The organism is Methylobacterium sp. P3_A11 (assembly GCF_056403155.1).
Genome location: NZ_JBFUGA010000043.1, coordinates 1 through 25,840 on the forward strand (window position 1 = coordinate 1; position 25,840 = coordinate 25,840).

Consider the following 25,840-nt stretch of genomic DNA (forward strand, 5'->3'; position numbering starts at 1 on the left):
CGACACGCTCGTGGCCGAGGGCAAGGCGCAGGAGCTGAAGGGCGAAGCGCAGAAGACGGTCGGCGACGTCAAGGACGGCGCCAAGACCCTCGCCGACAAGATCACCGGCAAGCACTGACCGCACCGCCAGCGGCGCCGGGACGTCCGGCGCTGCCCGAAGGAGCTGCGTCCAACCAGCAATGGAGTGAATCATGAACCACGACCAGATCCGTGGCGCAGCCCGTCACCTCAAGGGTCGCGCGCAGACCGCCGTCGGCGGCGTGACCGGCGACCCGGCCCGCCAAGTGCGCGGCGCCGTGAACCAGATGGCCGGCGGCGCCCAGAACGCCTACGGCCGTGCCCGCGACCGGGCGGAGGACCTCGCCGAGGACGGCCGCCACCTCGCCCACGAGGCGTGGGAGCGGGCCGACGATCTCATCGACGACGGTCGGCACTACGTCGAAGAGGCCCGCCGACGTGTCCAGACCCACGGCCGCCGCGCGATCCGCTACGCCGACACCAACCGTACCACGACGCTGCTCGCCGTCGTCGGCGTTGCCTTCGCGCTGGGCTGGCTCGCACGCGCCTCGCGCTGACACCCCCCAACCTGGAGATTCCGATGATCCGCAAGCTTCTGACCGCCTTCCTTCTGCCGAGGGTGATCGCCTTCATCACGCGCCGCGTCACCGGCCGGGCGGCCACGCCGCCACGCCGGGGCTACTGACCGCCGAATCCGGCGGCTTCCGCCGACCCATCACGGAAAGGACGCGACATGAGCAACGGATACCCCTCGATGACCGCTCTGCTGGGCCYGCTCGCGGTGGCGGGCTACCAGAACAGGGACAAGATCGCTGAGTGGCTCGGCACGCCCGCCCGGGACGCCCATGGGTCACCTGTTCATGGATCGGCAGTTCAAGTGTCGGTGGTGCCGCCGGTGGCGCGGACCGCCCCGGCGACCGGTTCTGCGGCTCCGTTTGACCTGGAGCGCGTGCTCGGCGGCGTCGGCTCGGCCGGAGTCGGCGGCCTGCTGGCCAGCGGGCTGGCCGAACTCGTCGAGCACTTCACCAAGGGTGGCCACGGCGAGACGGCGAAGTCCTGGATCAACCAGGGCGCCAACCGCGATATCGCCGAGGCCGACCTGGAGCGCGCCATAGGCCCGCTGACCCTGGAGCACCTCACCCAGCAGACCGGCCTGAGCCGGTCGGTGATCCTCTCGCGCCTGTCGCGCGATTTGCCGTCGGCCATCGACCGCTACGCGACCGACGGCCGCCGCTTCGCCTGACATCGAGACCCGAGCGTCCGGGTCGCCCCCCGCGGCGGCCGGGCGTCCGGCCAGAGCCGGCATCAGCCGGCAGCCTGCATGACGCGGGGGAACCGGCACGCCATGACCACCGCCCTGCGCCGCCTCATCATCACAGCGCTCATCGCTGCGCTTGCCGGCCTGGGTGTGATGACGGCTCTGCTCGGCCGGCGCCCGCGGACGCTTCGGGTGCAACGGACCGAAGTGCCAGTCCCTGTCGCGGCTCCATCGCCGGGCACGCCGTCTGCGGGCGGCGGGCGGGGTCTGGCCCTCGGGGTCGGGGGCCTGTTGCTCCTGATGGGGCTGGCCGGGATCGTGTACGAAAGCCGTGACGCGCTCATCGGCACCGGTTCTCACGCGCCGGACGGCGCTGCCAAGCCGCTGGCAGCCCGGATGCCATCCAGCGCCGAGACCGCACGCACGCCGAGGCTAGCGGATGCGCTGCCGACGGGGTCGGCGCGGGCGCGCCAAGAGCCCGGCCCACCGGCCAACCTCCCGCCTTCGCGCCCGCCGGCATCGGTCGCGCCGACGTTCGACGTCGTGCGCGTCGAACCGAACGGCGACGCCGTGATTGCGGGACGGGCCGCGCCGAACGCGTCCGTCGAGTTGCTCGTCGATGGCAAGCCCGTGGCGCACGCGCAGGCCGACGCTGGAGGGCACTTCACCCTCACGCCGCCGCCGCTCCCGACCGGGAGCAGCGAGATCGGGCTGCGTGCGACGCGCCAGACGCAAGGCGCGTCGGCCCGCATCGCGGTCGTGGTCGCGCCGTCCCGGGATGCCAAACCCCTCATCGCCCTGTCGGCGCCCGACGCGCCGACCCTGGTCCTGTCCCGGCCGGACGATCCTGTCCCGGGCGACCCGGCTCCCGCCACGGTACCGGGGCGACAGGCGCTCAGCGATGCGGGTGGTGCCGCGGCACGACGGGACCTCCCCGCTCCGGGTCGGGATGCGTCGAACCTCGGCGGGAACGTGCGTGGCGGCGAAGCAGGCATCCCGATGACGGGTATCGAGCCCAGCGCGCGCCCACGGGTCGGGGAGACTACTCCGTCGACCGATCAAAACGCAGCGCGAAAGGCTCGCCAGGCCGAAAGCTCCGTCGCCCACGCGACGACGGCGACCCCGAAGATCGTCAGCATCGATACACAGGTCCGAGGGAGGCTTTTCGTCACCGGACGGACAGTCCCGGGAGCCAGCCTGCGGCTCTACGTGAACGATACGCCGGTCGCCCCGGCGACGGTGGGCCGCGACGGCACCGTGACGTTCACCATCGGCCAGGGCGTGAAGCCGGGCCGCTACAAGGTTCGGCTCGATCGGGTCGATCCCACGACGGGCAAGGTCCGAGACCGGGCCGAGGTGCCGTTCACGGCACCCGGCGCCGGCCACGACGAGGGGGGCGAATACGCGGCGGCGCAGCCGGGCGAAGGCCGCCCGGCCGCCGTGCCGGACAGGGCGGAGGGACGGCCCCCGAGGAGGCCGACACGACGCCCGGGCGTCCGGCGGACCCGGTGCAACCAAGCGGCACCGACAGCCTCGCGGCTGAGGTTCCGTCCGGGGCTATGGCGGGCTCCGCCAACGTCTATGTCCCCAGGATCGAGACAGCCCGCATCGTACGCGGCGACAATCTTTGGACGATCAGCCGACGGACCTACGGCGAAGGCGAACGCTACACGCTGATCTACGACGCGAACCAGGACCAAGTCCGCGATCCGGACCTCATCTATCCCGGGCAGGTCCTCGCCCTGCCGGACAAGGAMGTCGTCGACGCCGATCAGGCCGGCAAGCGCGACTGACCGGGCGGTTCCGCCTCCGCCGCGAAGAACGGGTCCACCCCTTGGGCGGGGTTCGTGCGTGTCATCCTCGGTTCAGCGCGGCTGAGCCGCCGCCGGGCAAGCCCAGACGTGGACGCATTGGACTGTGGGATGGGAAGGAGCCGGGCGACAAACAATATGCACGGCCAAGCAGGCGGCGGCGGCAGTCTGCATGTCGCCTTCGGCGGCGGTCCGGGCGCCCGCGAGGGGCACGTCTCGTCGCGCTGCCTTGACCACCAGCATGTTTCAGAGTGGGCCGAGACAGGGCAGCGCCGCGCACCCGCGCGGCGCCACCTCCGGTTCAGTAGCTCACGTATCCGCCGGCGCCTTGAGAGGGCCGGACCGCGCCGCCGGTATTCACGGGCGGGGCAACCCGCTGGCGCTCGGCCTGGCGATTGGCCAGGGCGCGGCCCGCGGCGCAGCCACCGACGGCGCCGAGGACGCCATGCCCGGCATAGTGACCGGCGATGCCGCCGACGATGGCGCCCTTGATGCAGCCCTTCGCCTCGGCCGCCTGACCGGCGGCCAGCAGGGCACTCGCCGCGACGGCGGCCACAGCGACACGCTTCATCATGATAATCTTCCCTCCACGGCATCGTCGTAGCCGCGAGGGTGATTTAGGTGCTCAGTGTTCGTCATAAAGACGCCGGCGTGCAAATTTCCGTGAATTTAACCACTTGAATCGGGGCGCGAACTACAGATCTGCGCATCGGTCCTCTCGCAGGTCCTCGCTGCGGAAAATGAACACTACTTGAACGGTGGCCGGGCGCGTGACCTGAACGAGGGTTGTCATCGTCGTCGAGGGGCGCGCTCAAGCGACGTCAGGTCCTGTGTCCAGAACGGAGTGCGACCCGCACATGGCGGCGGTTTCCGAGCACTGACACAGCTACGGACTGTCTTGGTTTGTCTATGGCCCGATCCAGATCGCAACGGACGACATCACCGTTGTGCCGTCCGCGTTGCGTGATCACTGAGACACTCAGATCCCAGGGCGCCATTCCGGACGGCCGGTTTCTCAACCCCCGCCGTGAAGCGGACGGTCTCAAAGCCAAACCGACCAGACAGTCCTGGTGGCTAACCCGACACGCTGCGGGCTCTGACCCGGCTGCCCATCGTAGAGCGGGAGGGCAATTCCGATGTCCTTCCCTCACATCGGGATGGCCGCTTCCTGCACGACCAGTTTCGAAGGGCCGCAACTGGGGTCCACGTCGCCCGTGGCGCGGACCTGATTGCGCCCTGCGCGCTTGGCTTCGTAAAGAGCCGCGTCCGCGCGATCCAGCCATTCGGCCCGGGTCGCCAAGGGATAGCGGCCGGTATGCATGAGCCCGATGCTCACGGTCACGATGCCCATCGGGCTCTGAGTATGGGGGAGCGCCATGGCCTCGATCGCGCGCCGGCACGTGTGCGCGACCTCCAAAGCGCGAGCCTCATCGACGTCATCGAGAAGGACCGCGAATTCTTCTCCACCGATCCGGTAAGCACTTCCCCCTGCGTCCGCTGCACAGGTCGCAAGCCCTGCACCGACGGCCTTCAAGATGTGATCGCCGGCGGGATGTCCGTAGCGATCGTTGAAGGCCTTGAAGCGATCCACGTCGATCAGCGCGAGAGCGAACTGCCCCCCCCGGCTTCTCCGCTCCGCTTCCGCAAGCATCTGCTCGAAGTGGCGGCGATTCGGGATGCCCGTCAGTGCGTCCGTGAGCGCGAGGGCAGCCAATTCTGCTTCCACGGCAGCCCGCCGCCGCAACTCTCCTCCGAGCAGGCGCAGAAGGCAGAGCAGTCCTATGGCGAGGGTACCCACGATCAGCACGATCGCAGTCGCTCGGCCATGCCAGACCGCGTTGATCGTCGCGATGGGGACCGACACGACGACCCGCATCGGCAGTGTCCCAACGCGCCGCGCGATATGCAGGACGTCTCCACCGGCCGCAGGCGCAATCAGGGTCACGTTTTCCGCGCGCCCGAGAGCCGCGATKGTCTGGTTGTCGATTGGGTCAGCCGATGGGTACTGGGCGGCCGCTTGGCCGTCGGCCGTCGCAGCGCCGTCCTCGAACAGCACGGTGATCTTGAGATTGAGGTTGCGATTGAGCCGCGCGAACACTGCCTCGAAGTAGGCGAGTTCGATCGCTCCGACGACGATCCCGGCAAACGCACCGTCGGCGTAGGAAAAGCGGCGGCTGAGCGGGATCATCTCGCGGCCGCTGACGCGTGTGCGCCACGGCCGCCCGACGTAGAGGCCGGCGTCGTGGTCACGCTGCATCTGGAAGTAGGCGCGGTCGCCGCCGTTGAGCCGGCGCGGGATCAGTGATCCGGAATCGAGGAAGGCATCCCCTTGAGCATCGAGGACAAAAATCGCGCCGTAGCCCGAGGCGGTCGCCGCACGATCAAAGAGGGCAAGGTGCCTCACCTCAGGAGACACGCTCTCAAGTATCGGATTTCGCAGGCGTTCTGCGACCGCCTGCAGCGATAGGTCATACAGCTCGAAGTCGCGCGCCAGCGTCCGCGTAAGGCTCTCAAGCAACGACTCGGCACCGACGGAGGCCTGCTCCCACGCCGTGTCGCGCAGACCTGTGACGGTCACGGCTGCAGATCCGCAGAGCACCGCGATGATGGCGACGCCTGTGGCAATCAAAAGTTGCGGTGCGCGAGCAGGGAACTTTAGTAAGGTTGTTGGCATCGCGACTTGGTAGCAAAAATCCGTCGAAGCAATTTACCGCGTCGGGATTAAGCCGTCCCTACCAGCATACGGCACCTCAGATCAGTGTAAGTTGTCGATCTGTCTTACTACTCGCGTGAACGCCTCGGGATGTCCGGCCAGGGAGGAACAGAATGACCGGCTTGTCGGCTCTTCGGATCGCGAGGCAACGGGGCGTCGAATGCCGGGAGGGGCGTCGAACGCCGGAACCTTCACTGCGATCGGCTCATGAGAATCGACGGCAAAGCTGAAGCGCGCCGCAACGGCCGCCTTATCTCGGTCCATGCCGGTATCTCGCCCTGTCGCCGTCCTCGCCGAAGATGAAGCGATCGTCCGCACGGCGACGGCCGACAGGCTGTCCGTGCTCGGCTTCGAGGTGCCTGAGGCCGTGCAGGCCCACGGCACGCTCCAACATTCGGAGGTCGTGTCTCCTGGCGTGTTGCAGTTGCGGCGGGGTAACCGCGGCGGCCGGCCGGGGTCGGATCGATCAGTCTGTCAGGGTCGGCAGGCTGACGAGAGGCGTATCGCCGATCGGGGCGATGCCCTCCGCTTTGATGCCGCGGGCGCGCTGGACGGCCCATCCGTCAGTCCGCGCCAGTGCGCGCCGACGAGGCGGGTGACGGCAGCCTCGCTCAGGACGATGCCAACGAACTCGGTGCGGCGCCCAATCTCGCCGTTGAGGCCCTCCGGCGGGCTCGTCGAACGGAGCTTGACGCTACGCAGGCCGCACCGGGCGAAATCTCGCAGGCAGGCGGTCCAGAACCGTTCGGCTTCCGAGAGGCCGACATCCATGCCGAGCCCCTCCCGGCGGTTTTCAGGCCCGACGACCGAGAACGGCCCTACGAACTCGAACGCGACGCGTGCGTTAGGGGGTGCGGAGCGCACGCAACTGGAAGGTCGGGGTCTGCCCCTTTCGCTCGGGATTCATGAGGGAGTCGAGCTGGCCCTCCGCCAACCAGACCGAGTCGCCTACCCACGCCACTCCGGTCGGCCCTGCGAACTCCTTGACCGTCTCGACCTCGGCGAGGCCACCGGCGACGGTCACCTTGGAGAGGGGGCCTGCACCTTCAACCATGAGAAACCTGGCTCCGTCCGCCTTGAAGCCATCCGGGAACTTGAGCGGTCGGGATGTCTGGAGCTTCGTGATGGATCCCGCCACCTCCCCCTTGGCCTCGATGCGGAAGAGTTCGCTGCCGAGGAACGTATTGACGTACAGCGAGCCGTCCCGGCCGAGGGCAAGGCCGTCGAGCCCACCCTTCAAGCGGTCGTTCTGCACCCAGACTTCGAGCGCGGATGCCCCTGGTTTCAAACGTAGGATCTGGGGCTACGCGTATTCGTGACGTAGAGGGCACCGTCGGGTCCGACCGTCAGGTCGTTGCAGAGCGACGGCTTTCCGGGAAGCGGGACGCTGACCTTGCCTTCCCCGGTCACGAGGTCGAAGCCTTTCACGAAGGCGCCCTCGATGGCGTTGGGTCCCGCGACCCCGAGGGGCGTCGCGTCGTTGGAGCAGACCCAGAGGAGCCCCGCCCGCTCGTCGGCTAGAACGCCGAACGTCGAGCGCGTGGCGAACGCCCCCGGCTTGATCCAGGGCTCGGCGACGTCCGAACCGGCCCTCACGCAAACGATCCCGCCGTTCGCGAGACTGCTCGCTTAGAGGGTTCCGTCTGAGGTCGCGGCCAGGCCTTCGGGGAATGGCGAGACCGACGGGATCGAGACCGTCATCGCGGACGCGTACGCGGCTACGGTGACGCCGATGATCAGAGCGGCGCTACCGAGCAGGAGCCTGCCGGCTTTGAGACGTGGGGCTCTCACGTGATCCGCCATGATGGGCTGCGATGGGTTCAGGCGTCGAGGAAGGCGACGGCTTTCCGCGTGAAGTCCTCATGGTTCCGGGACATGCTGCCGTGGCCGGCGTCCCCGTGGAGGGCGAACTTCGCGTTCGGCAGCCTTCTGGCCACGTCCTCGGCAGGCCCGCGGACGGACCGAGGAGCCGACAGGCGAACGTCGTTCCCGCGGCCGCGACGACGCGGCCCCGCTCCATCGCGCCACGGGGTCCGCGCACCGCAGGGACGGCGTGCGCGTCACGCCGCTCGCGCCGAAGGCATCTCGACCACGACCTTGCCCCTGGACCGGCCGGCCTCAAGATCGGTCAGGGCTTGGTCGGTCGCCGCGAACGGGACCACGCAGTCGAGGACCGGGCGGATAATCCCCGCCTCGACCAGCGCGGTGATCTCCGCCAACTGGGCGCCGTTCGCGCGCATGTAGAGGAAGGCGTAATCGACGCCCTGTGCCTTGGCCCTGCGGCGGATGCCGAGGCTCAGCAGTCGCATGACCAGCGCGAGGACCGCGTTCAAGCCTGCCGCTCTCGCGAAGGCCGGGTCCGGCGGCCCGGAGATCGAGATCAGCGTCCCGCCGGGCTTGAGGACGTCCAGGGACTTCCGCAGCGTCGCCCCGTCCAGGCTGGCGAGGACGACGTCGTAACCGGACAGGACCTTCTCGAAGTCCTGGCGGCGATAATCGACGACGAGGTCGGCGCCGAGGCTGCTGACGAGGTCGGCATTGCCCGCGCTCGTCGTGGTTGCCACCGTCGCGCCGAGGTGCTTGGCAAGTTGGATCGCGAAGGTGCCGACGCCACCCGAGCCGGCGTGGATCAACACCTTGTCGCCCCGCTTCACCTGGGTCACCTCGACGAAGGCCTGCCACGCCGTCAGGCCGACGAGAGGGATGGACGCCGCCTCAGCCATCGACAGGGTCTTGGGCTTGAGGGCGAGATCCGCCTCATCGACGGCGATGCGCTCGGCCAGGGCGCCGATCCGCCCGTCCCGCGGCCGGGCGTAGACCTCGTCGCCGACCTTGAATCGCCTGACGTTCCGCCCAACCCTGACGACGGTCCCGGCCAGGTCGTGGCCCAGCACGAAGGGGGGACGGTACTTGAGCAGCGGCCTGAACGCGCCGTCGCGGATCTTGGCGTCAAGGGGGTTCAGCCCGGCGGCCGCGACGGCGACGAGGACGTCCCCGTCCCCCACCGCCGGCTCAGGCATCTCGCCGAGCCGCAGCGGCTGCATCTTCTTGTAGCGGTCGAGGATGAACGCCTTCATGATCGCCGGAACTCCGTGTGCCGAGGATGGCGCCGCGTCACGAGGCGGACGCGTAGCGCGGGGCCGGCTCGACCGTGCCGAAGCCCGGGATCATCGCTTGGCGCGCCGCCTGGAAGGCGTCCCACCGGCCGGCGTCGTGGAGGTGCGGGATCGTCACCGACTCGCGGCGGTCGAAGCCGGCCAGGGCGGCGTCGACGAGGGCGCCGACCTCCATCATCGGCGGGAGGGTGGCTTCGTCGGCGCCCGACCGGCTCCAGATCTCGGTGCGAGTGGCCGCCGGCAGCACGGCCTGGACGTAGACGCCCTTCGGGCCGAGCTCGTGTGCCAGGCCCTGCGACAGGAACTGTACGAAGGCCTTGGTGGCGCCGTAGACCGTCGAGCCGAATTCCGGGACGAGCCCGACGACGGACCCGATGTTGACGATGGCGCCTTCGCCGGCCTCGGCGAAGCGGGGGGCCACAGCCCGGGCGAGGCGCATCACCGACGTGGCGTTGAGGGTGATGAGGCGCTCGATGTCGTCCTGCGACTGCGCGGCGAAAGCTCCGCCGACGTTCGCGCCCGCGTTGTTGATCAGGATTCCGACGCGCCCGTCATCGCTGAGGCGCGCCTCGACGGCGCGCGTCTGGGCCGCGTCGGTGAGGTCGGCCGGCACGACGTCGACGGCCACGCCGGTCTCCCGGCGAAGCCGCTCGGCGAGGTCGTCCATCCGGGTCTTATCGCGGGCGACCAGCACGAGGTCGTGTCCGCGCCGCGCGAACCGGTCGGCATAGGTCGCGCCGATCCCGGAGGAGGCGCCGGTGACGAGAACGGTGGGCTTGGTCGACATGACGGGGTCCAATCAAAGCGGGTCGGTATTCATGATCATTGTCATGATTGAACTTTAATATGATCGCGATCATAATAGTGTCAACGGCTATGGTGGGGAATTTTCGGGATGCGGGTCACCCAGGAGCAGATGCGGGAGAACCGGAGGCGCATCCTCGCGGAGGCGAGCCGCCTGTTCCGCGAGAAGGGGTTCGAGGCGGTCGGGGTGGCCGAGGTGATGAAGGCCGCCGGCCTTACGCACGGCGGCTTCTACGGTCACTTCACCTCGAAGGAGGACCTGATGGCGCACGCCATCGCGCACGCGGCGGCCGAGAAGTCCGGATCGGGGGGCGGCCTTCCCGAATTCCTGAAGGCTTACCTGTCGCCGGCCCACCGGGACGACGCCGCCGGCGGTTGCCCGATGGCCGCCCTGGCGGCGGACGTGCGGCTCCGGCCGGCGCCCACGCGCTCCGCAATGACGGCCGGCATCCGTTCGCAGATCGATCGCATGGAGGCGGCGCTCTCGAACACCGTCGTCCGCGACCGCCGCCGCGAGGCCATCGGCACCTACGCCGCTATGCTGGGAGCGCTGATCCTCGCGCGCGCGGTCGACGACCCCGCGCTCTCGAACGAGATCCTGGCCGAGACTCGCGAATGGCTGGATCACGACGCCTGAGGCCGCCATGCGGATGAACGGCGTCAGCCTACGCGACAGCCACACGCATTGCGCCCGGCGCCGTCGCTCCGGGCAGATGCTGAGGACGCCGCCGCCGATCGGGGCGTGCTGTCCGGAATCATCGAGCGCGAGCGCTGGACGCCCCGTTCCTCGTTCTGCTCCAGCAGGGTCGCGTCGACGAGGCGGGTGATGGCGGCCTCGTTGGGGAAGATGCCGTCGGTCTCCGGCCGCCTCCATCAGATCCTCCGGCGGTAGGTTCGGCGCGGCGGAAGCTCTGCATCCAGCCTCGGGAAGGACAACCACGGCGGGGACGTCGAGCAGTCAGCCCGGTGCGGCCCCGGCGTCGATGGCTGCGATCAGCCGAGGCCCGTCATCCCCCCATTCGCTTCTGCGCAGGCGCGCAGCAAGTCCGGTGCGGCAATTGCCAGGGCGTTGAGTGCGACACGCAGGATCTCGTAAGGTCCCGATGGCGCAGCCGAGGCGCGTTGAGGTGGCGGACTGCCCTGGGGACGTGGTCGGTGCGCTGGAGGCCGCGCTCGCGGCAGAGGGTGATCAAGGTGTCGAACAGCAGAGCCGTGGCGTCGCCGGCTACGAGGCGGCAGCGGGCGGTCTCACGCGGTACGCCGGCACCGAGCGTCGGCCGGAGCAACATCGTCGACCTCCCGGATCACCGCGCGTTCTAAGCCTCGATCCGGAAACGCCCGCCCTCGCGAAACGAGCCCCCCAATTCGCCAACCGTATCACAAACGGCGCAATCCCAATCCCGATCTCAGGCAGTTGGCGGACTTGGCCAGCGTGGCGGTGTAGTGCAGCGCCACGCTGGCCAAGCGTCATCCCTCTCGGGCAGGGCCGTGACGCCGACCACGAGGATCGCGTCCGGACCGCCCGCCAGCCGATCGGCCAGCGAGACGATCACCCGTTCCGGAGGGGCCGACTGACAGATCCCAGCGGCGATGGCGTGATGCTGCAGGCCATAGGAACCGCCTTCGGCGCGCGCCGCCATGGGCTGGATGCTCTTGCGCTCGCCCGACCCGATCAGGCCGGCCACACAGACAGGCATGTGGCGCGACGGGCCGGGTGGGACAGAGCCGTCAGGAACGGCTCAAGCCAGAGAGACAATTCCACACGCCCGCTATCGTTTGTTGCCATCGCGACCGTCCGCACCGGAACACCCCGTCGTGCGAAGCCGCCGTGAACCCCGTCGTTCCACTGAACTGCCAAAGTATTACCCGTGCGCACTACCATGCGTCGTCGATCGGGAACCCGACTTGGCGGCCCATCTGGTCGCTGTCCGCCAGCAGATCGTCGACCTCGTAGGGCCTGCGGTGCCGGGCGACGCGCACCCCGCGCTGACCCCGCTCCGCTACCGGGGCGTCCATGCCGTCGATCGTCACCCGGGTGCGGCCCATGCCCTGGCTCTTGACGAGGTTGAACAACGTCGCGGCATTGCGCACCGACAGGCGGACGCAGCCGTGGGAAGCCGCACGCCCGAGGTTGCGGACGTGGTTGGTGCCGTGGATGGCGTGACCCTGATTGGTGAAGAACATCGCGAAGGGCATGGGCGCGTCATCCCATTCCTTCGAGAAATGCGTGCGCTCCATCCGGAACGGGCGGTAGGATCCGGACGGGGTGTCATGGCTCGCGACCCCGGTGGAGACGGGCCAGGAATAGCGGGGCTGTCCGTCGACCGAGACCTCCATGCGCTGGCTGCTCTTGTCGACGTTGACGAGGACGTCCGCGCTGGCCGCACCCGGACCGGCGGCCCACAGGAGGACGCCGGACAGGATCGAGATCAGACCGATACGCATCCAAGACTCCGACTGGTACCAAGACTCCGGCTGGACCAACCGCAGCGCTGTACCGTCACGCTAAACCGTTGGCGACACCGAGGTTCCGCCCGCTCTCAACCCTGCGTAGTCACGCTTTGCTGAAGCCCATCACGGGGCCGCAGCAATCCGGCCGCAAGTCCGGAGGATCGCGGCCTCCGCCGCCTCGGCGATCCGCCTCACCACGTCGCCAGCGCCCGGCAGATCCTCGATCAGTCCGACGGCCTCGCCGACCGTAACGTTGGCGACGTCGTAGTCGCCCGCCGCATCGGCCTCCTCCACGTCCTGCCGCCGCGCCGCGGCGGCCGCGCGCAGTTCCGCCTCGCGGCCGTGCCAGGTCTCGATGAAGGCGTTGCGCAGGAGGCGGCCGGTATAGGGCGCCGGCCAGGGCCGCTGGCGGGCGATGTCGTAGACCTGCGTGCGCACCGTGTCGTCGCCGGTGGCCGCGAGAACCCGCTCCTTCGCGGCCGGGTGGATCAGCGCCTCCCGGGTCGCCCAGAACCGCGTCCCCATGAGGACGCCGTCGGCCCCGAGGGCCAGAGCGGCGGCGAGGCCGCGGCCATCCGCGATGCCGCCCGCCGCGAGGAGCAGCGTCTCGGGGCGTTCCCGAGCGATCAGGTCGGCGACCGCCGGCACGAACGGCAGCGTGCCGCGGGCCGCGAGACCGTGGCCGCCGGCTTCCGTGCCCTGCGCCACCACCACGGTCGCGCCGACCTCCAGGGCGCGCCGGGCCTGGGCCAGGGTGTGAACCTGGCAGATCAGCGGCACGCCCGCGGCGTGGACTTGCGGGGCGAAGGGGGCGGGATCCGCGAAGGAGAGCATCAGGGCGGCGGGCGACCGGGCGAGCGCCGCCTCGAGAAGCGACGGATCCCGAGCCATGGACCAGGTGATGAAGCCGCAGCCGACCCGCTGGTTGCCCGCGCGGTCGAATTCGCGCGCGAGGGTCGCATGGTCGCCGTAGCCGCCACCGATCAAGCCGAGGCCACCGGCGGCGCTCACCGCCGCCGCGAGGGCGCCCCCCGAGGCCGGATCCATCGGGGCCAACACGATCGGATGGTGCAGTCCGAAGGCCTCGGTGAGTCTGGTTCTCAAGGCCATCTTTCCCCTCCCCGGAGTATCCGGCCGCGCGGTTGCGCGGACCGCCTGTCCGGGCTTAACGGTCGATGTGATGCGGAAAAAGTGATTCCTTCAGAAGGAAGGCATCGGAAAAGCAGATGGCATGAACAGCACCGACCTGATGGTCTTCGCGACGGTGGCCGAGACCGGCGGCATCGGCCGGGCGGCGGTTCGGCTCAACACCGTGCAGTCCAACGTCACCGGGCGGATCCGTGCGCTGGAGCAGGCGTTGCGCGTGCCGCTGTTCCACCGCGGCAGCCGCGGGGTGACGCTGACCCGGGCCGGGGAGCGGCTCCTGCCCTACGCCCTCCAGGTCGGCCGGCTGCTCGCGGAGGCGCAGCACGCCCTGCTGGCCGAGGGTGAGCCCCGCGGACCCCTGCGGATCGGCGCCATGGAGACGACCGCGGCCCTGCGCCTGCCCGGCCCGCTCGCCGACTTCGCCGCGTGCCACCCGGAGGTGGACATCGAACTCGAGACAGGTCCGACAGAGCTGCTGATCGCGCGGGTCCTCGACCGGCGCCTCGAGGGCGCCTTCGTCGCCGGCCCCGTGACCCAGGCCGACCTCATCGGGATCCCGGTGCTCACCGAGGATCTGGTGCTGGTCGCCCATCCCGAGGTCGGCGACCTGACGGCGCTGCTCGAGCGGCTGGGGCGCGCGCGGGAGGCGAAGGTGCTCGTGTTCCGGGCCGGCTGCTCGTATCGGAGGCGCCTGGAGGACTTCCTGGCGCGACAGGGCCTGGTCCACGTGCGCCGCATGGAGTTCGGGACCCTCGACGGCATCCTCGGCTGCGTCGCGGCCGGGATGGGCGTGACCCTGATCCCGCGCGGTGTGGCCGAGCCCGCGTGCCGGGCGGGGCGCGTGTCGGTCCATCCGCTGCCCGACGGGGACGGACGCGCCGAGACCCTCCTGGTCCGTCGCGGCGACGGCCAGCCGAGCGCGGCCTTCGCGCGGTTCGCCGAGCAGATCCGGACGGCCTTCCCGCAGTGACGGCACCCGCGCCGGCACGGACCCTGCGGCGAGCAACCGCCGGTTGACAGCGCCCGGAGCCCGGGCGCTTCCTCCGGCCGCAACCGGTTCGGAGTTCCCATGGCCCTCGACCCCAGACTCGCTGCCGAGATCGAAGCCTCCGTGGCGGAGGGTTTCGCCGATCAGGTCGCCCACACGCAGGCGCTGGTCCGGTTCGCCTCCCTGCGGGGCGCGGAACATGCCTGCCAGGATTACGTGTTCGCGCAGTTCCGCGCCCGGGGCTACGCCACCGAGCGCTTCGCCATGGACCGGGCCGCCATCGCGGCCCATCCGGGTGGCTCAAGGATCGACGACGCGCACCATTCGGACGCGCCGATCGTCGTTGGCCATCACCGTCCGAACGCCGAGACGGGCCGTTCGCTGATCCTGCAGGCCCATGTCGACGTGGTGCCGACCGGCCCCCTCGACCTCTGGACCCATCGGCCCTTCGACCCGGTCATCGAGGGGGACTGGCTGTACGGCCGCGGCGCCGGCGACATGAAGGCCGGCCACGCCGCCAACCTGTTCGCCCTCGACGCCCTGGCGCGCCTCGGCCTGCAGCCGGCGGCCTCCGTATCCGTGCAGTCGGTGGTCGAGGAGGAATCCACCGGCAACGGCGCCCTGATGACCCACCTGCGCGGCTACCGGGCCGACGCCGTGCTGATCCCCGAGCCCGAGGACGAGAAGCTCGTGCGCGCCAATACCGGCGTGCTGTGGTTCACCGTGGAGGTCCGGGGCGTACCGGTCCACGTGCGCGAGATGGGCGCGGGCGCCAACGCCATCGACGCCACCTACCGGGTGATCGGCGCGCTGCGCGACGTCGAGGCCCGCTGGAACGCCGAGAAGGCGTCGCACCCGCATTTCGAGACCGAGGACCACCCGATCAACCTCAATATCGGCAAGATCGAGGGCGGCGACTGGGCCTCCTCGGTCCCGGCCTGGTGCCGGATCCATTGCCGCATCGCGCTCTATCCGGGCGTGACCGCCGCGCAGGCCGCCGACGAGATCGAGGCCGCCGTGGCGTCCTTCTCCCGCACCGACCCGTTCCTGGCCAACAACCCGCCGCGGGTGGTGTTCAACGGTTTCTTCGCCGAGGGCTACGTGCTGGAGGCGGGCTCGGAGGCCGAGGCCATGCTCGGCCGCGCCCACGAGCGGGCGATCGGGTCGCCGCTCCAGAGCTTCATGACGGCGGGCTATCTCGATACGCGGGTCCACGCCCTCTACGACCGGGTGCCGGCCCTCTGCTACGGCCCGATCTCCCAGAACATCCACGCCTTCGACGAGCGCGTCAGTCTCGCCTCGGTGAAGCGCTGCACCACCGCGATGGCCCTGTTCGTGGCCGAGTGGTGCGGCACGGAGCGGAAGGCGGCCTGATCAGTTGCCGTCTTTGCGAGCGGAGCGAAGCAATCCAGGGTGGCGCCACACATACGAATGTCGCGCCGCACTGGGTCGCTTCGCTGCGCTCGCGATGACGGCGGTGTTCGCCGTCAGGGGATCAGCCGGTCCGCGCGGAGCTGGGCGAACAGGTCGTAGAACGCGTCGTCGGTGGGCTGGTAGGCCGTGAAGCCGAGGCGCCGGCTCTTGCTCATGTCGGTGACGACCTCGATCGGCCGGCCGAGATCGGCATCCGTGTGCCAGGGGGAGGCAAGCTTTTCGAGGTTCGGCTCCGCGAGGCCGTGGCGTGCCGCGATCTCCGCCCAGACCGGCCCGTCCTGCGCCATCCGGGGCTCCAGGGGCCGGTGCGTGCCGTCGAAGGGCACTGCCTCGATCCCGAACCAGGCGGCGATCCGGCCCCACATCCGGCTCCAGCGGAAGACGTCGCCGTCGACGACGTTGAATGCCGCGTCGGCGGCCTTCGGCTCGGTCGAAGCCCAGAGCAGGTGGCGGGCGAGCAGCCGCGCGTCGGTCATGTCGGTGAGGCCGTTCCACTGCGCGGCCGAGCCCGGGAAGACGAACGGGCGTCCCGTCTCCCGGCACAGGGTGGCGTAGCAGGCGAGGGTCGTGCCCATGTTCATGGCGTTGCCCACCGCCTTGCCGATGATCGTGTGCGGGCGGTGGACGCTCCAGGTGAAGCCGTCGCGGGCGGCGGCCGCGAACACGGCATCCTCCTGGGCGTAGTAGAAGTTCTCGATGTCGAGGCGGCCCTGGTCCTCGCGGAACGGCGTCTGCGGCAGTGTGCCTTTGCCGTAGGCCTCGAACGGGCCGAGATAGTGCTTCAGCCCGGTCACCAGGGCGACGTGGCGGACGCTCTTCTTCGGGCGCAGGGCATCCAGCAGGTTCTCCACCATCGCCCGGTTGACGCGGATCATTTCCGCCTCGGTCGGCCGCCGCTGCCAGGTCGCCAGGAACACGTGGCTCGGCGCGAGGTCGGCCAGCGCCCGCTCCAGCGAGGCCGGATCCTGCAGGTCGCCGGCCACCGGCTCGACGCCCGCCTGGGCCACCGGGTGGCGCGCGAGGCCGGCGACCTTCCAGCCCTCCCGATGAAGCAGCGCCGCGGTGGCGCTGCCCACGATCCCGCTGGCGCCGACGATCAGGGCGGTGTTCGACATAAAAACCCTCGTGCCCGGTCAAAACCCGGGTCCGGGGCAGATGGGCACAGGGGGTGTCGCGACAACCCCGCCGGGCAGCGGGGACGCCTGTGCGGCGCGCAAGGGTTGCGCGATTGCCGCGCCTTCACCGTCATCGCGAGCGCAGCGAAGCGACCCGGCGCGGCGCGCGGTTTCGAGCCGTGGCGCGACTCTGGATTGCTTCGCTGCGCTCGCAAAGACGGCGGGGCAGCCGCGATAGCCCTCAGGCGACCCGGTCGATCGCCGCGCCGAGGACGTCCACGATCTCGCCGATCTGGCCGCGCTCGATGATCAGCGGCGGCGACAGGGCGACTATGTCGCCGGTCACCCGGGTGAGCAGGCCGCGTTCGAAGCAGTCCACGAACACGTCGTAGGCGCGCTTGCCCGGCGCGTCCGGCCGCGGTGCCAGCTCGATGCCGGCGATCAGCCCGATGGTGCGGATGTCGGTGACGTTCTTGCGCCCGCGCAGGTCGTGCATCGCGGCCGCCCAGTCGTCGGCGATGTCGGTGACGCGGGTCAGCAGCCCCTCGTCCCGGTAGATGTCCAGCGTGGCGATGCCGGCCGCGCAGGCGACCGGGTGCCCGGAATAGGTGTAGCCGTGGAACAGCTCGATCCCGTCCGGGCCGTGCATCAGCCCGTTATGGACCGCGCGGCTCGCGAAGACCGCGCCCATCGGCACCGTGCCGTTGGTCAGGCCCTTGGCGCTGGTCACGAGGTCGGGGACGACGCCGAAATAATCGGTGGCGAACGGCGCACCCAGGCGGCCGAAACCGGAAATGACCTCGTCGAAGATCAGCAGGATGCCGTGCTTGGTGCAGATCTCGCGCAGGCGCTCGAGGTAGCCCTTCGGCGGGACCAGCACGCCGGTCGAACCCGCAACCGGCTCGACGATGCAGGCCGCGATGGTCTCGGCCCCGTGGAGCGCCACAAGCCGCTCCAGATCCTCGGCGAGCTCCATCCCGTGCTCGGGCTGGCCCTTCACGAAGGCGTTGCGGGCCGGGTCGTGGGTGTGGCGCAGGTGGTCGGTGCCGTTGAGCTGCGGGAAGACCCGCCGGTTCGACACGATGCCGCCGACCGAGAGGCCGCCGAAGCCGACGCCGTGATAGCCGCGCTCGCGACCGATCAGCCGGGTGCGGGTCCCCTGCCCGATCGCCCGCTGGTAGGCCAGCGCGATCTTGAGGGCGGTATCGACCGATTCCGAGCCGGAATTGGTGAAGAACACCCGGTCGAGGCGCTGATCCGGCCCGCCCGGGGCGATCTCGGCGAGGCGTTCGGCGAATTCGAAGGCGATGGGATGGCCCATCTGGAAGGTCGGGGCGAAGTCGAGGGTCGCGAGCTGGCGCTCCACCGCGGCGGCGATTCCCCGGCGCCCGTGCCCGGCATTGACGCACCAGAGGCCGGCGGTGCCGTCGAGGACCGTGCGGCCGTCATCGGCGGTGTAATGCATGCCCTCCGCCGACACGAGGAGGCGCGGCGCCGCCTTGAACTGGCGGTTGGCCGTGAACGGCATCCAGAAGGCGTCCATCGCGGGCGTGTTGCGGAGCGGATGGTCGGTCATGGGGCGGCTCTCCGGAGCGGACGGCGCGGATCGGGCGACCGGGCCAGGGGACACCTTCACCGATCGGGCAACAAGTCCTTTTCTGGTCGCCGCCAACCCCTTGCAGGAATGGGGCCGCAGGTGACACCGTTGCGGGATCCGCAACACCTGAAACGGAGCCCCGCCGGATGAGCATCGATGTCGGCGCGCGCCTGCGCTTCGTGCGCGCCCGCCACGGCCTCTCGCAGCGGACGCTCGCCAAGCGCGCCGGCGTGACCAACTCGGCGATCTCGCTGATCGAGGCGAACCGGGTGAACCCGTCGGTGGGCGCCCTGAAGCGGATCCTCGACGGGGTGCCGATCGGCATGGCCGAGTTCTTCGCCCTGGAGCCGGAACCGGAGCGCAAGGCGTTCTTCGCCGCCGAGGACCTCACCGAGATCGGCCGGCGGGCCGCCAAGGGGGCGATCTCGTACCGTCAGGTCGGCGACAGCCTGTTCGGCCGCAAGCTCCAGATCCTCAAGGAGCGCTACGAGCCCGGCGCCGATACCGGCCGGGTGCCGCTCTCCCACGAGGGCGAGGAGGGCGGCATCGTGTTGTCCGGCAGGTTGGAAGTCACGGTGGATGCCGAGCGCCGGATCCTCGGCCCCGGCGACGCCTACAGCTTCGACAGCCGCCGCCCGCACCGGTTCCGCTGCGTCGGGCCGAGCCCCTGCGAGGTGGTGAGCGCCTGCACGCCGCCGAGCTTCTGACGGCGCGCGCGCCGAGGACCGGATGGGGCCGGGCTGTGTCGGCCTGCTCGTGCCGTCGTCCGGGCCGAGAAATCCCGATTCGCTCTAAAGCCCCGGACCTGAGTAACGCCGGATTCAGGCCGGAGGATTAGACAGGGGCCATGGAAACCCTGGCCGCCACCGCCGTTCAGATGCTGGGCTCGTCCCAGAACCAGCAGATCGGCATTGCCGTCGCCAAGCAGCAGCTCGGGGCCGACAAGGCCGTTGCCGGGCTCGTCGCGGACAGCGCCCAGAGCGCGGCGAGCGCCAGCCCCCCGGCGCCCCCCGGACAGGGGCTGAGCGTCGACCTGCGGGTCTGACCGGGACACCCGTTTTAAGGGTCGGCCGGAAATCCCGGCCGCGCTCCGCGGGTCCGGCCTCGCACTGTGCTTAAACCACGGGGTCGATGTCTTGCGCGCGCGAAGACGGCCTACGCTCCGGCCGCCGTTGAACCCCCGGCCTACCCGAAACCGTAGAGCCGCCGCGGGTTGTCGACGAAGACCATCCGGCGCCGATCCGCGTCCGGCACCCAGTCGGCCATCAGGTCGAGGAGCGTCGCGGTCCGGGGCGGCCCGTCCCAGGCGGCCACGTGCGGCCAGTCCGAGCCCCAGACGCAGCGCTCGGGCGCGGCGTCGTTGAGGGCGCGGGCGAACGGGATCGTGTCGGCATAAGGCGGACCGGTCACGGAATCCCGGAAGGCGCCCGAGAGCTTCACCCAGTTGCCGTCGGCGACGAGGCCGAGCAGCGCCTTAAAGCCCGGGTGGTCCACGCCGGCCGAGGTCGGCATGTGGCCCATGTGGTCGAAGACGAGCGGCACCGGCAGCCGGGACAGGCGGCCGGCGATGGGCGGCAGCTCGCGGGCATCGAGCAGGAACTGCAGGTGCCAGCCCATCTCGCGGGCGAGCGCCCCGTAGGATTCCACCGCGTCGAGCCCGACGCCGCCGCCGAACAGCACGTTGAGCCGCAGGCCCACCACCCCRGCCTCCTTGAGGGCGGCGAGGTCCGCGTCGGGCAGCCCGAGCGGGATCACCGCGATGCCGCGCAGGCGCTGCCGGTGGGCGCGGAGCGTCTCGACCATCAGGCGGTTGTCGGTGCCGTGCACGCTGACCTGGACGAGCACGCCGTTGGCCATGCCGGTCCCGTCGAGCATCGCGAGGTAGCGCTCGGCGGACGCCGCCGGGGGCGTGTAGCTGCGGTCCGCCACCAGCGGGTAGTCCGGCGGCAGCCCGATGACGTGGGCGTGGGTGTCGACCGCGCCGTCCGGCACGCGGTAACGGGTCGGGCCTTCCGGATGCGGATCCGGGGCGGGGCAGTCTCGGATCTCGGGCATGGTCAGGAATCCGCGTGCAGGACCTTGCCACGCGTCTCGGGCAGCGCGAAGGCCGCCAGGAAGAAGATCCCGTAGGCCAAGGCCGCGAAGATCGCGATGGCGGAGGCGAGGCCGGTGCGCTCCGCGAGGTAGCCGACGAGCGCCGGGAACAGCGCGCCGATGCCCCGGCCGAAATTGTAGCAGAACCCCTGCCCCGAACCGCGCAGGCGGGTCGGGTACAGCTCGGTCAGGAAGGCGCCCATGCCGGAGAAGTAGCCGGAGGCGAAGAAGCCCAGGGGAAAGCCCAGCACCCATAGAACGCCGTTCGAGAGCGGGATCTGCGTGTAGGCGATCACCACCGCGATGGCCCCGACGGAGAAGATCAGGAACAGCGGCCGCCGTCCGAGCCGGTCGGCGAGCCACGCACCCACGAGGTAGCCGGTGAACGAGCCGATGATCAGCGCCGCGAGGTAGCCGGTGGAGGACACGATCGACAGGTGCCGCTCGGTGGTCAGGAAGCGCGGCACCCAGGTGGTGATCGCGTAGTACCCGCCCTGACAACCCGCCGCCGCAAGGGAGGCGAGCAGCGTCGTCTTGAGGATCGGCCCGGAGAAGATCTCCCAGATCTGCGGCCGGTCGCCGGCCGCGGCGGCCCGGGCGCGGGCCTCGGCGGCGACCTGCGGCTCCTCCACGTAGCGGCGCAGGTAGAAGATCAGCAGGGCCGGCAGGGCGCCGACCGCGAACATCCAGCGCCACGCGGTCTCAGGCGGCAGGATCGAGAACAGCACCGCCTGCGACAGGACGGCCAGACCCCAGCCGATCGCCCAGCCGGATTGGACGGAGCCGACCGCCCGGCCGCGATACTCGGCCCGGATCGTCTCGCCGATCAGCACGGCGCCCGCCGCCCACTCGCCGCCGAAGCCGAGGCCGAGGATTGCCCGGGCGACGAGGAGCTGCTCGAAGTTTTGCACGAAGGCGCAGAGCAGCGAGAACAGCGAGAACCACAGGATGGTGATCTGGAGGGTCAGCACCCGGCCGATCCGGTCGGCGACGAAGCCCGCCAGCCAGCCGCCCAGGGCCGAGGCCAGCAGCGTCACCGTGGCGGCGAGCCCGGCGGTGCCGGCATCGACGTGCCACAGGGCCATGATCGTCCCGATCACCAGCGGGTAGATCATGAAGTCCATGCCGTCGAGGCACCACCCGGCGGCGCACGCCCAGAAGGTGTGCCGCTCCGGCGGTGTCATCGAGCGATAGAAGGCGGTGAGGCTGGCGTCGCGGATCTCGACCGCCTCCACGCCCGAGGATCCCTGCCCGCTCGCCGTACCCATGAACCCGCTCCTGCCACCCGATACCAGTATCGGCGTCCCAGGCTGAGCTGTCCAACGCCGCGGGGCAGGCAGGCAAGGAAAAGGCCGCCCGAAGGCGGCCTGTCCCGGCTTTTCGCGGTCGCGCTCCGCTCAGTAGCAGCGCTCGACCAGGACCCGGCGGTAGCCGTAGGGGGTCCAGCGCACTCGCGGGACCGTGTAGCAGCCGCCGCCGTAGCCGTAATCGCCGTAGCCGTAGGCGGCGGGCGCGTAATAGCCGCCGTAGCCCGGGTAGCCGTAGCCGCCGTAGCCGCCGTAGAGGCCGCCGGCCGCCAGACCGAGGCCGACGCCGAGACCGAGGCCGCCCAGGCCGTAGCCGTAACCGCCGCGATAGCCGTAGCCGCGGCCGTAGAAGCCGCGACCGTAGCCGAAGCCGCCCGGACGGAAGCCGGCGCCGCGGAAGCCGCCACCGAACCCGCCGCCGCGGAAGCCCCCGAAAMCGCCGCCGCGGAACCCGMCGCCGAAGCCGCCACCGTGGAAGCCGCCACCGTGGAAGCCGCCGCCGTGGAAGCCGCCGCCGCCGAAGCCGCGCGCATCTGCGCTGGCCGGCGCCAGAGCCAGAGCCCCCGCCGCCAGCAGGGCCGAGCCAAGCACTGCACCCTTCATCACGTCATCTCCGTGAAAAAATCGCCCTCTGGCGCTAAGAACGTGCGAACCGGGAAAACGGTCCAGTCTTCGGCCGCGGCGCCGCGCCGCGAGGCGCCCGAGCAGGCCGCGGTCGGCTCCGGACTCGAAATTCGCCGCTTTCCCAAGCAAGAGGCGCGCCGATCGAGAGTCCCAGTCCCCCGACTCGCCCCCCGCGCCCCATGGAACGAACGACGATGTTGCGACCGGCTCACGCCCTGTTGATCGCGCTACTGGCCCTCGCGGCCCCGGCCCGGGCCGCGGCCCCGGCCGCGATGGAACCGTGCCGGCCCGTGGAGGCGCAGGGCGAGACCTTTACGGTCTGCACCATCGACCTGCGGCGGATGCGGCTGCGGCTGTTCTGGCTTCAGGACGACGGCAAGCCCTACGGCGCCCTCGGCACGCTCGCCCAGACGCAGGGTGGCCGCCTCGCCTTCGCGATGAATGCCGGCATGTACGACAAGGACCAGGCGCCCGTGGGCCTCTACGTCGAGGATGGGCGTGAGCTGAAGCGCCCCTCCACGGCGGACGGCCCGGGCAACTTCCACCTCAAGCCCAACGGGGTCTTCTGGGTGAAGGGTGAGCGCAGCGGCGTGATCGACACCGGCCGCTATCTGCGCGGGAAGTTCCGCCCGGACTTCGCCACGCAGTCCGGGCCGATGCTGGTGATCGACGGCCAGATCCACCCGAAGATCTCGGCCGACGGGCCGAGCCAGAAGATCCGCAACGGCGTCGGCGTGCCCGGAGACGGGCACGTCGCGATCTTCGCCATCTCCGAGCGCCCGGTCACCTTCGGGGCCTTCGCGCGCTTGTTCCGCGACGATCTCGGCTGCCGCAACGCCCTGTTCCTCGACGGCTCGGTATCGAGCCTATACGCGCCGAATCTCGGCCGCACGGACATCAGCCGGCCCCTGGGGCCGCTGGTGGGGGCGGTGCCGCGGTAGGACCTGATCTGATCAACGCGACCGTGTGAAGGGCAGCTTCGGGTGGATTTCAGCCAGTCCGATTTCAGACGTCCATGCACAAGTGCGGACGTCGCCGCTGGATCCGTTCACAGCGCATGCCAGTCCAGGACACAGGTCGGGATGCGCCTAGGTCAGGAATGACGCTGCCGGACTTAAACGGGCAGATGAGACCGTAATCGCCCGGCTATCCTGAAATTTTCTCGCGCATGTAGGCTAGCGGAGTGCTGCCGAGTTCGGCGCGGAATGCATAAACGAACGCGGAGGTTGAGCCGTAGCCGAGTTGCATCGCGGTCTCGGTCACGCTCATGCCCCCGCCCATCAACTCGACGGCCCTGAATAAGCGCAAACGCCGCCGCCAGGATCGCAGGCTCATGCCGACGTCGGTCTCGAAACGCCGCGCCAGGGTCCGTTCCGACAGGCCGAGTTCCCGCCCCCAGGCCGCCGCTCCGCGGGGGTCTGCTGGATCGGCGTATAGGGCTTCGCACAGAGAGACCAGAGGGCCTTCCCGGGGCCAGGGCAGCGCTCCCGGCAGCGGTCGAGCCCGCCGGAACTGATCGAGGATCAGGACGGTGACGCGATCGGCATAGCCGCCCTGGTCTTCTAACCCCTCGACCGCCACCGCCTCCAAGATCAGGGCTCGCAGCAGCGGTTGTACGGCGAAGACCGCTGGACGTTCCGCCACGTCATGTCCGGCCTCATCGGCGACCCACAGGCTGCGGAACTGAGCGCCTATAAGTGATCCGACCCTGTGCCGGACGCCGGTCGGAAGCCAGACGGCCTGCTCCGGCGAGATCACGAACGAACGTCCTTCCACCGCCACCGTGAGCACCCCGGACGTGGCGTAGACGATCTGATGCCATGGGTGAGCGTGCTCGGCGAAGTACCCGCGTGCCGGGATGGTCTGCGCACGCACTGTGATCGGCCGAGGCGGTACGAGCCCGGGCGGCGCCTTGATCGGCTCCCACCTCATCGTCCCCCCAGGTTGGCAGCTATTCGACACAACTTGGCATCCCGTCGAGATACAGACGGGCGCCCCTCACGTATAGCCCGGTCAGCCCGCCTAACTCGGTCAGCCGGGTTCGCCGCCTGGTGTCATCCAAGCCGGGGCACGAGAACACTGTCCGCCGAAATCCGAGCGCCTGATGTCCTACGCCTCATCGTCGATCGTCGACCGCGACCCTACCTCCTCTGCCCGATCTGGGGCAGCCAACGTTTTGAGGTTGGCCATTGCTCAGGCGCTTGCTGGGGCGAATTCGGTCGTCGTCTTCTCAACAGGTGCGATCGTCGGCAACATGCTGGCGCCGAGCAAGGTCCTAGCGACGCTACCGATCTCGATCTTCGTCGTCGGAATGGCCGCCTGCTCCCTGCCGGCCGGTAGCATCGCCCGCCGCTACGGCCGGAACGCGGCCTTCTTGACCGGAACTGGCTGTGGAGTGCTGGTCGGGGTGCTGTCCGCGCTTGCTATCCTGACAGCCAACTTCTGGCTGTTCAGCGCGGCCATGTTCTTCGGGGGAGCCTACGCTGCCGTAGTCTTCTCCTTCCGCTTCGCCGCGGCGGAGTGCGTCCCGCCTGAGCGGCGACCACGCGCGCTGTCCACCGTGATGGCGGGCGGGGTCTTCGCGGGGGTGATCGGCCCGCAACTCGTCACGTACACCATGAACCTGTGGCCGCCCTACCTGTTCGCCGCCACCTTCATGGCCCAGGCCGCGGTCGCCGTACTGGCGGCTGTGGTCCTCTCCGGCGTCCGCCTGCCGCGACCCGTCGCAGACGGTCTCGAGGGTGGGCGGCCTTTGGCTGCGATCCTGACACAGCCGCGCTTCATCATCGCGGTGGTCTGCGGAGCCGTGTCGTACCTGCTGATGAACTTCGTGATGACGGCCGCGCCGCTGGCCATGCACCTGTGCGGTCATGCGCAGGAGGATGCGAACCTCGGCCTCCAGTGGCACGTGATCGCCATGTACGGGCCGAGCTTCTTCACCGGACGCCTGATCACGCGCTTCGGCGCCTCCAGCGTCGTAGCAGCCGGTCTGGTACTGACGGGCGCGGCTTCCATCATCGGCTTGGCGGGCGTGGACGTGACGCATTTCTGGCTGTCCCTGATCCTCCTCGGCCTGGGCTGGAACTTCGGCTTCGTGGGGGCCTCGGCGATGGTGCTGGAATGCCACCGTCCCGAGGAGAGGACGCGAGTGCAGTCGGTCAACGACTTCATCGTCTTCGGCATGGTAGCCCTGGGCTCGTTTTCGTCCGGCGGTCTGCTGACGAGCTACGGATGGCACACGGTCCTCTGGGTCTCGTTCGGACCGCTGGCTGTGGCAGCATCGGCGCTGATGTTGATGGCCGTGCGCGGAGCCCGCCGCATAGCTTGAGGCGGCGAGATGGCGGCCTCTCCCGTTCCACAGACG

26 protein-coding genes and 2 pseudogenes are annotated in these 25,840 nt (G+C 69.9%); 11 read left to right on the forward strand and 17 right to left on the reverse strand.

Going from position 1 to position 25,840, the window contains the following annotated elements:
• The 4 genes from AC1DXK_RS14840 to AC1DXK_RS14855 all read left to right on the forward strand — a co-directional run.
• The coding region (locus AC1DXK_RS14840) for a CsbD family protein (RefSeq protein ID WP_477298175.1) at nucleotides 1–118 on the forward strand (118 nt) is incomplete at its 5' end.
• A gap of 73 nt (nucleotides 119–191) precedes the next feature.
• Nucleotides 192–575, forward strand: a complete 384-nt coding sequence (locus AC1DXK_RS14845; protein WP_457105498.1) for a CsbD family protein — start codon at nucleotides 192–194, stop codon at nucleotides 573–575.
• 176 nt (nucleotides 576–751) lie between these two features.
• Complete coding sequence (locus tag AC1DXK_RS14850; RefSeq protein WP_477298149.1) at nucleotides 752–1,261, forward strand: YidB family protein; 510 nt, start codon at nucleotides 752–754, stop codon at nucleotides 1,259–1,261.
• A 102-nt stretch (nucleotides 1,262–1,363) separates the two neighbouring features.
• The gene (locus AC1DXK_RS14855; RefSeq protein ID WP_477298151.1) at nucleotides 1,364–2,953 is read left to right on the forward strand and encodes a peptidoglycan-binding protein; all 1,590 of its coding nucleotides are present in this window, start codon (nucleotides 1,364–1,366) and stop codon (nucleotides 2,951–2,953) included.
• Nucleotides 2,954–3,388: 435 nt separating this feature from the next.
• Here AC1DXK_RS14855 and AC1DXK_RS14860 read toward each other — a convergent pair whose 3' ends face one another.
• The 7 genes and pseudogenes from AC1DXK_RS14860 to AC1DXK_RS14890 form a co-directional block, all read right to left on the reverse strand.
• The gene (locus AC1DXK_RS14860; protein WP_457105501.1) at nucleotides 3,389–3,661 is read right to left on the reverse strand and encodes a hypothetical protein; all 273 of its coding nucleotides are present in this window, start codon (nucleotides 3,659–3,661) and stop codon (nucleotides 3,389–3,391) included.
• Between the two features lie 573 nt (nucleotides 3,662–4,234).
• A complete protein-coding gene (locus tag AC1DXK_RS14865) occupies nucleotides 4,235–5,665 on the reverse strand; it encodes a GGDEF domain-containing protein (protein ID WP_477298153.1) in 1,431 nt (476 codons plus the stop codon).
• A 601-nt stretch (nucleotides 5,666–6,266) separates the two neighbouring features.
• Nucleotides 6,267–6,493: pseudogene (locus AC1DXK_RS14870) on the reverse strand (IS256 family transposase); the annotation flags it as partial.
• Nucleotides 6,494–6,644: 151 nt separating this feature from the next.
• Nucleotides 6,645–7,055: an NHL repeat-containing protein gene (locus AC1DXK_RS14875; RefSeq protein WP_457105503.1), complete on the reverse strand. Its 411-nt coding sequence runs from the start codon at nucleotides 7,053–7,055 to the stop codon at nucleotides 6,645–6,647.
• A gap of 29 nt (nucleotides 7,056–7,084) precedes the next feature.
• Nucleotides 7,085–7,396 (reverse strand): hypothetical protein, encoded by a 312-nt coding sequence (locus tag AC1DXK_RS14880; protein WP_457105504.1) that lies wholly within the window; start codon nucleotides 7,394–7,396, stop codon nucleotides 7,085–7,087.
• 464 nt (nucleotides 7,397–7,860) lie between these two features.
• Nucleotides 7,861–8,877, reverse strand: coding sequence for an NADP-dependent oxidoreductase (locus tag AC1DXK_RS14885; RefSeq protein ID WP_457105505.1), 1,017 nt, complete (start codon nucleotides 8,875–8,877; stop codon nucleotides 7,861–7,863).
• Nucleotides 8,878–8,914: 37 nt separating this feature from the next.
• The gene (locus tag AC1DXK_RS14890) at nucleotides 8,915–9,703 is read right to left on the reverse strand and encodes an SDR family NAD(P)-dependent oxidoreductase (RefSeq protein ID WP_457105506.1); all 789 of its coding nucleotides are present in this window, start codon (nucleotides 9,701–9,703) and stop codon (nucleotides 8,915–8,917) included.
• 108 nt (nucleotides 9,704–9,811) lie between these two features.
• On the opposite strand from AC1DXK_RS14890, the gene AC1DXK_RS14895 reads away from it, so the two are divergent.
• On the forward strand, nucleotides 9,812–10,357 hold the full coding sequence (locus AC1DXK_RS14895; protein WP_457105507.1) for a TetR/AcrR family transcriptional regulator: 546 nt from the start codon (nucleotides 9,812–9,814) through the stop codon (nucleotides 10,355–10,357).
• Nucleotides 10,358–10,464: 107 nt separating this feature from the next.
• Here the strand turns inward: AC1DXK_RS14895 and AC1DXK_RS14900 are convergent.
• The 4 genes and pseudogenes from AC1DXK_RS14900 to AC1DXK_RS14915 form a co-directional block, all read right to left on the reverse strand.
• Nucleotides 10,465–10,590, reverse strand: a pseudogene (locus AC1DXK_RS14900) (IS256 family transposase); the annotation flags it as partial.
• A gap of 536 nt (nucleotides 10,591–11,126) precedes the next feature.
• Nucleotides 11,127–11,417, reverse strand: a complete 291-nt coding sequence (locus AC1DXK_RS14905; RefSeq protein WP_457105508.1) for a transposase — start codon at nucleotides 11,415–11,417, stop codon at nucleotides 11,127–11,129.
• 178 nt (nucleotides 11,418–11,595) lie between these two features.
• Nucleotides 11,596–12,165: a L,D-transpeptidase gene (locus tag AC1DXK_RS14910; RefSeq protein WP_457105509.1), complete on the reverse strand. Its 570-nt coding sequence runs from the start codon at nucleotides 12,163–12,165 to the stop codon at nucleotides 11,596–11,598.
• Nucleotides 12,166–12,294: 129 nt separating this feature from the next.
• Nucleotides 12,295–13,281, reverse strand: a complete 987-nt coding sequence (locus AC1DXK_RS14915; protein WP_457105510.1) for an NAD(P)H-dependent flavin oxidoreductase — start codon at nucleotides 13,279–13,281, stop codon at nucleotides 12,295–12,297.
• A 121-nt stretch (nucleotides 13,282–13,402) separates the two neighbouring features.
• On the opposite strand from AC1DXK_RS14915, the gene AC1DXK_RS14920 reads away from it, so the two are divergent.
• Both AC1DXK_RS14920 and AC1DXK_RS14925 read left to right on the forward strand, forming a co-directional pair.
• Nucleotides 13,403–14,287: a LysR family transcriptional regulator gene (locus AC1DXK_RS14920; protein ID WP_457105511.1), complete on the forward strand. Its 885-nt coding sequence runs from the start codon at nucleotides 13,403–13,405 to the stop codon at nucleotides 14,285–14,287.
• 99 nt (nucleotides 14,288–14,386) lie between these two features.
• Nucleotides 14,387–15,679: an ArgE/DapE family deacylase gene (locus tag AC1DXK_RS14925; protein WP_457105512.1), complete on the forward strand. Its 1,293-nt coding sequence runs from the start codon at nucleotides 14,387–14,389 to the stop codon at nucleotides 15,677–15,679.
• 113 nt (nucleotides 15,680–15,792) lie between these two features.
• Here AC1DXK_RS14925 and AC1DXK_RS14930 read toward each other — a convergent pair whose 3' ends face one another.
• The gene (locus AC1DXK_RS14930) at nucleotides 15,793–16,854 is read right to left on the reverse strand and encodes an SDR family oxidoreductase (RefSeq protein WP_457105513.1); all 1,062 of its coding nucleotides are present in this window, start codon (nucleotides 16,852–16,854) and stop codon (nucleotides 15,793–15,795) included.
• Nucleotides 16,855–17,095: 241 nt separating this feature from the next.
• Complete coding sequence (gene aptA, locus AC1DXK_RS14935) at nucleotides 17,096–18,430, reverse strand: omega-aminotransferase AptA (protein WP_477298158.1); 1,335 nt, start codon at nucleotides 18,428–18,430, stop codon at nucleotides 17,096–17,098.
• Between the two features lie 167 nt (nucleotides 18,431–18,597).
• Here aptA and AC1DXK_RS14940 point away from each other — a divergent pair, with 167 nt between their 5' ends.
• Both AC1DXK_RS14940 and AC1DXK_RS14945 read left to right on the forward strand, forming a co-directional pair.
• A complete protein-coding gene (locus tag AC1DXK_RS14940) occupies nucleotides 18,598–19,158 on the forward strand; it encodes a cupin domain-containing protein (protein WP_457105515.1) in 561 nt (186 codons plus the stop codon).
• Nucleotides 19,159–19,298: 140 nt separating this feature from the next.
• Nucleotides 19,299–19,496: a hypothetical protein gene (locus AC1DXK_RS14945; RefSeq protein WP_457105516.1), complete on the forward strand. Its 198-nt coding sequence runs from the start codon at nucleotides 19,299–19,301 to the stop codon at nucleotides 19,494–19,496.
• Between the two features lie 140 nt (nucleotides 19,497–19,636).
• On the opposite strand, the gene AC1DXK_RS14950 is transcribed toward AC1DXK_RS14945, so the two are convergent.
• The 3 genes from AC1DXK_RS14950 to AC1DXK_RS14960 form a co-directional block, all read right to left on the reverse strand.
• Nucleotides 19,637–20,506, reverse strand: coding sequence for an amidohydrolase family protein (locus AC1DXK_RS14950; protein ID WP_457105517.1), 870 nt, complete (start codon nucleotides 20,504–20,506; stop codon nucleotides 19,637–19,639).
• Between the two features lie 2 nt (nucleotides 20,507–20,508).
• Nucleotides 20,509–21,813 carry an MFS transporter gene (locus AC1DXK_RS14955; protein ID WP_457105518.1) on the reverse strand — a complete coding sequence of 435 codons (1,305 nt, stop codon included), beginning with the start codon at nucleotides 21,811–21,813 and terminating at the stop codon, nucleotides 20,509–20,511.
• A gap of 129 nt (nucleotides 21,814–21,942) precedes the next feature.
• Complete coding sequence (locus AC1DXK_RS14960) at nucleotides 21,943–22,455, reverse strand: hypothetical protein (RefSeq protein ID WP_477298177.1); 513 nt, start codon at nucleotides 22,453–22,455, stop codon at nucleotides 21,943–21,945.
• A 215-nt stretch (nucleotides 22,456–22,670) separates the two neighbouring features.
• Between AC1DXK_RS14960 and AC1DXK_RS14965 the strand changes: the two genes are divergently transcribed.
• Nucleotides 22,671–23,417, forward strand: a complete 747-nt coding sequence (locus AC1DXK_RS14965; protein ID WP_457105519.1) for a phosphodiester glycosidase family protein — start codon at nucleotides 22,671–22,673, stop codon at nucleotides 23,415–23,417.
• A gap of 205 nt (nucleotides 23,418–23,622) precedes the next feature.
• Here AC1DXK_RS14965 and AC1DXK_RS14970 read toward each other — a convergent pair whose 3' ends face one another.
• On the reverse strand, nucleotides 23,623–24,351 hold the full coding sequence (locus tag AC1DXK_RS14970) for an AraC family transcriptional regulator (RefSeq protein ID WP_457105520.1): 729 nt from the start codon (nucleotides 24,349–24,351) through the stop codon (nucleotides 23,623–23,625).
• A 229-nt stretch (nucleotides 24,352–24,580) separates the two neighbouring features.
• Between AC1DXK_RS14970 and AC1DXK_RS14975 the strand changes: the two genes are divergently transcribed.
• Nucleotides 24,581–25,804 carry an MFS transporter gene (locus AC1DXK_RS14975; protein ID WP_457105521.1) on the forward strand — a complete coding sequence of 408 codons (1,224 nt, stop codon included), beginning with the start codon at nucleotides 24,581–24,583 and terminating at the stop codon, nucleotides 25,802–25,804.
• The last annotated feature ends 36 nt before the right edge of the window (nucleotides 25,805–25,840 follow it).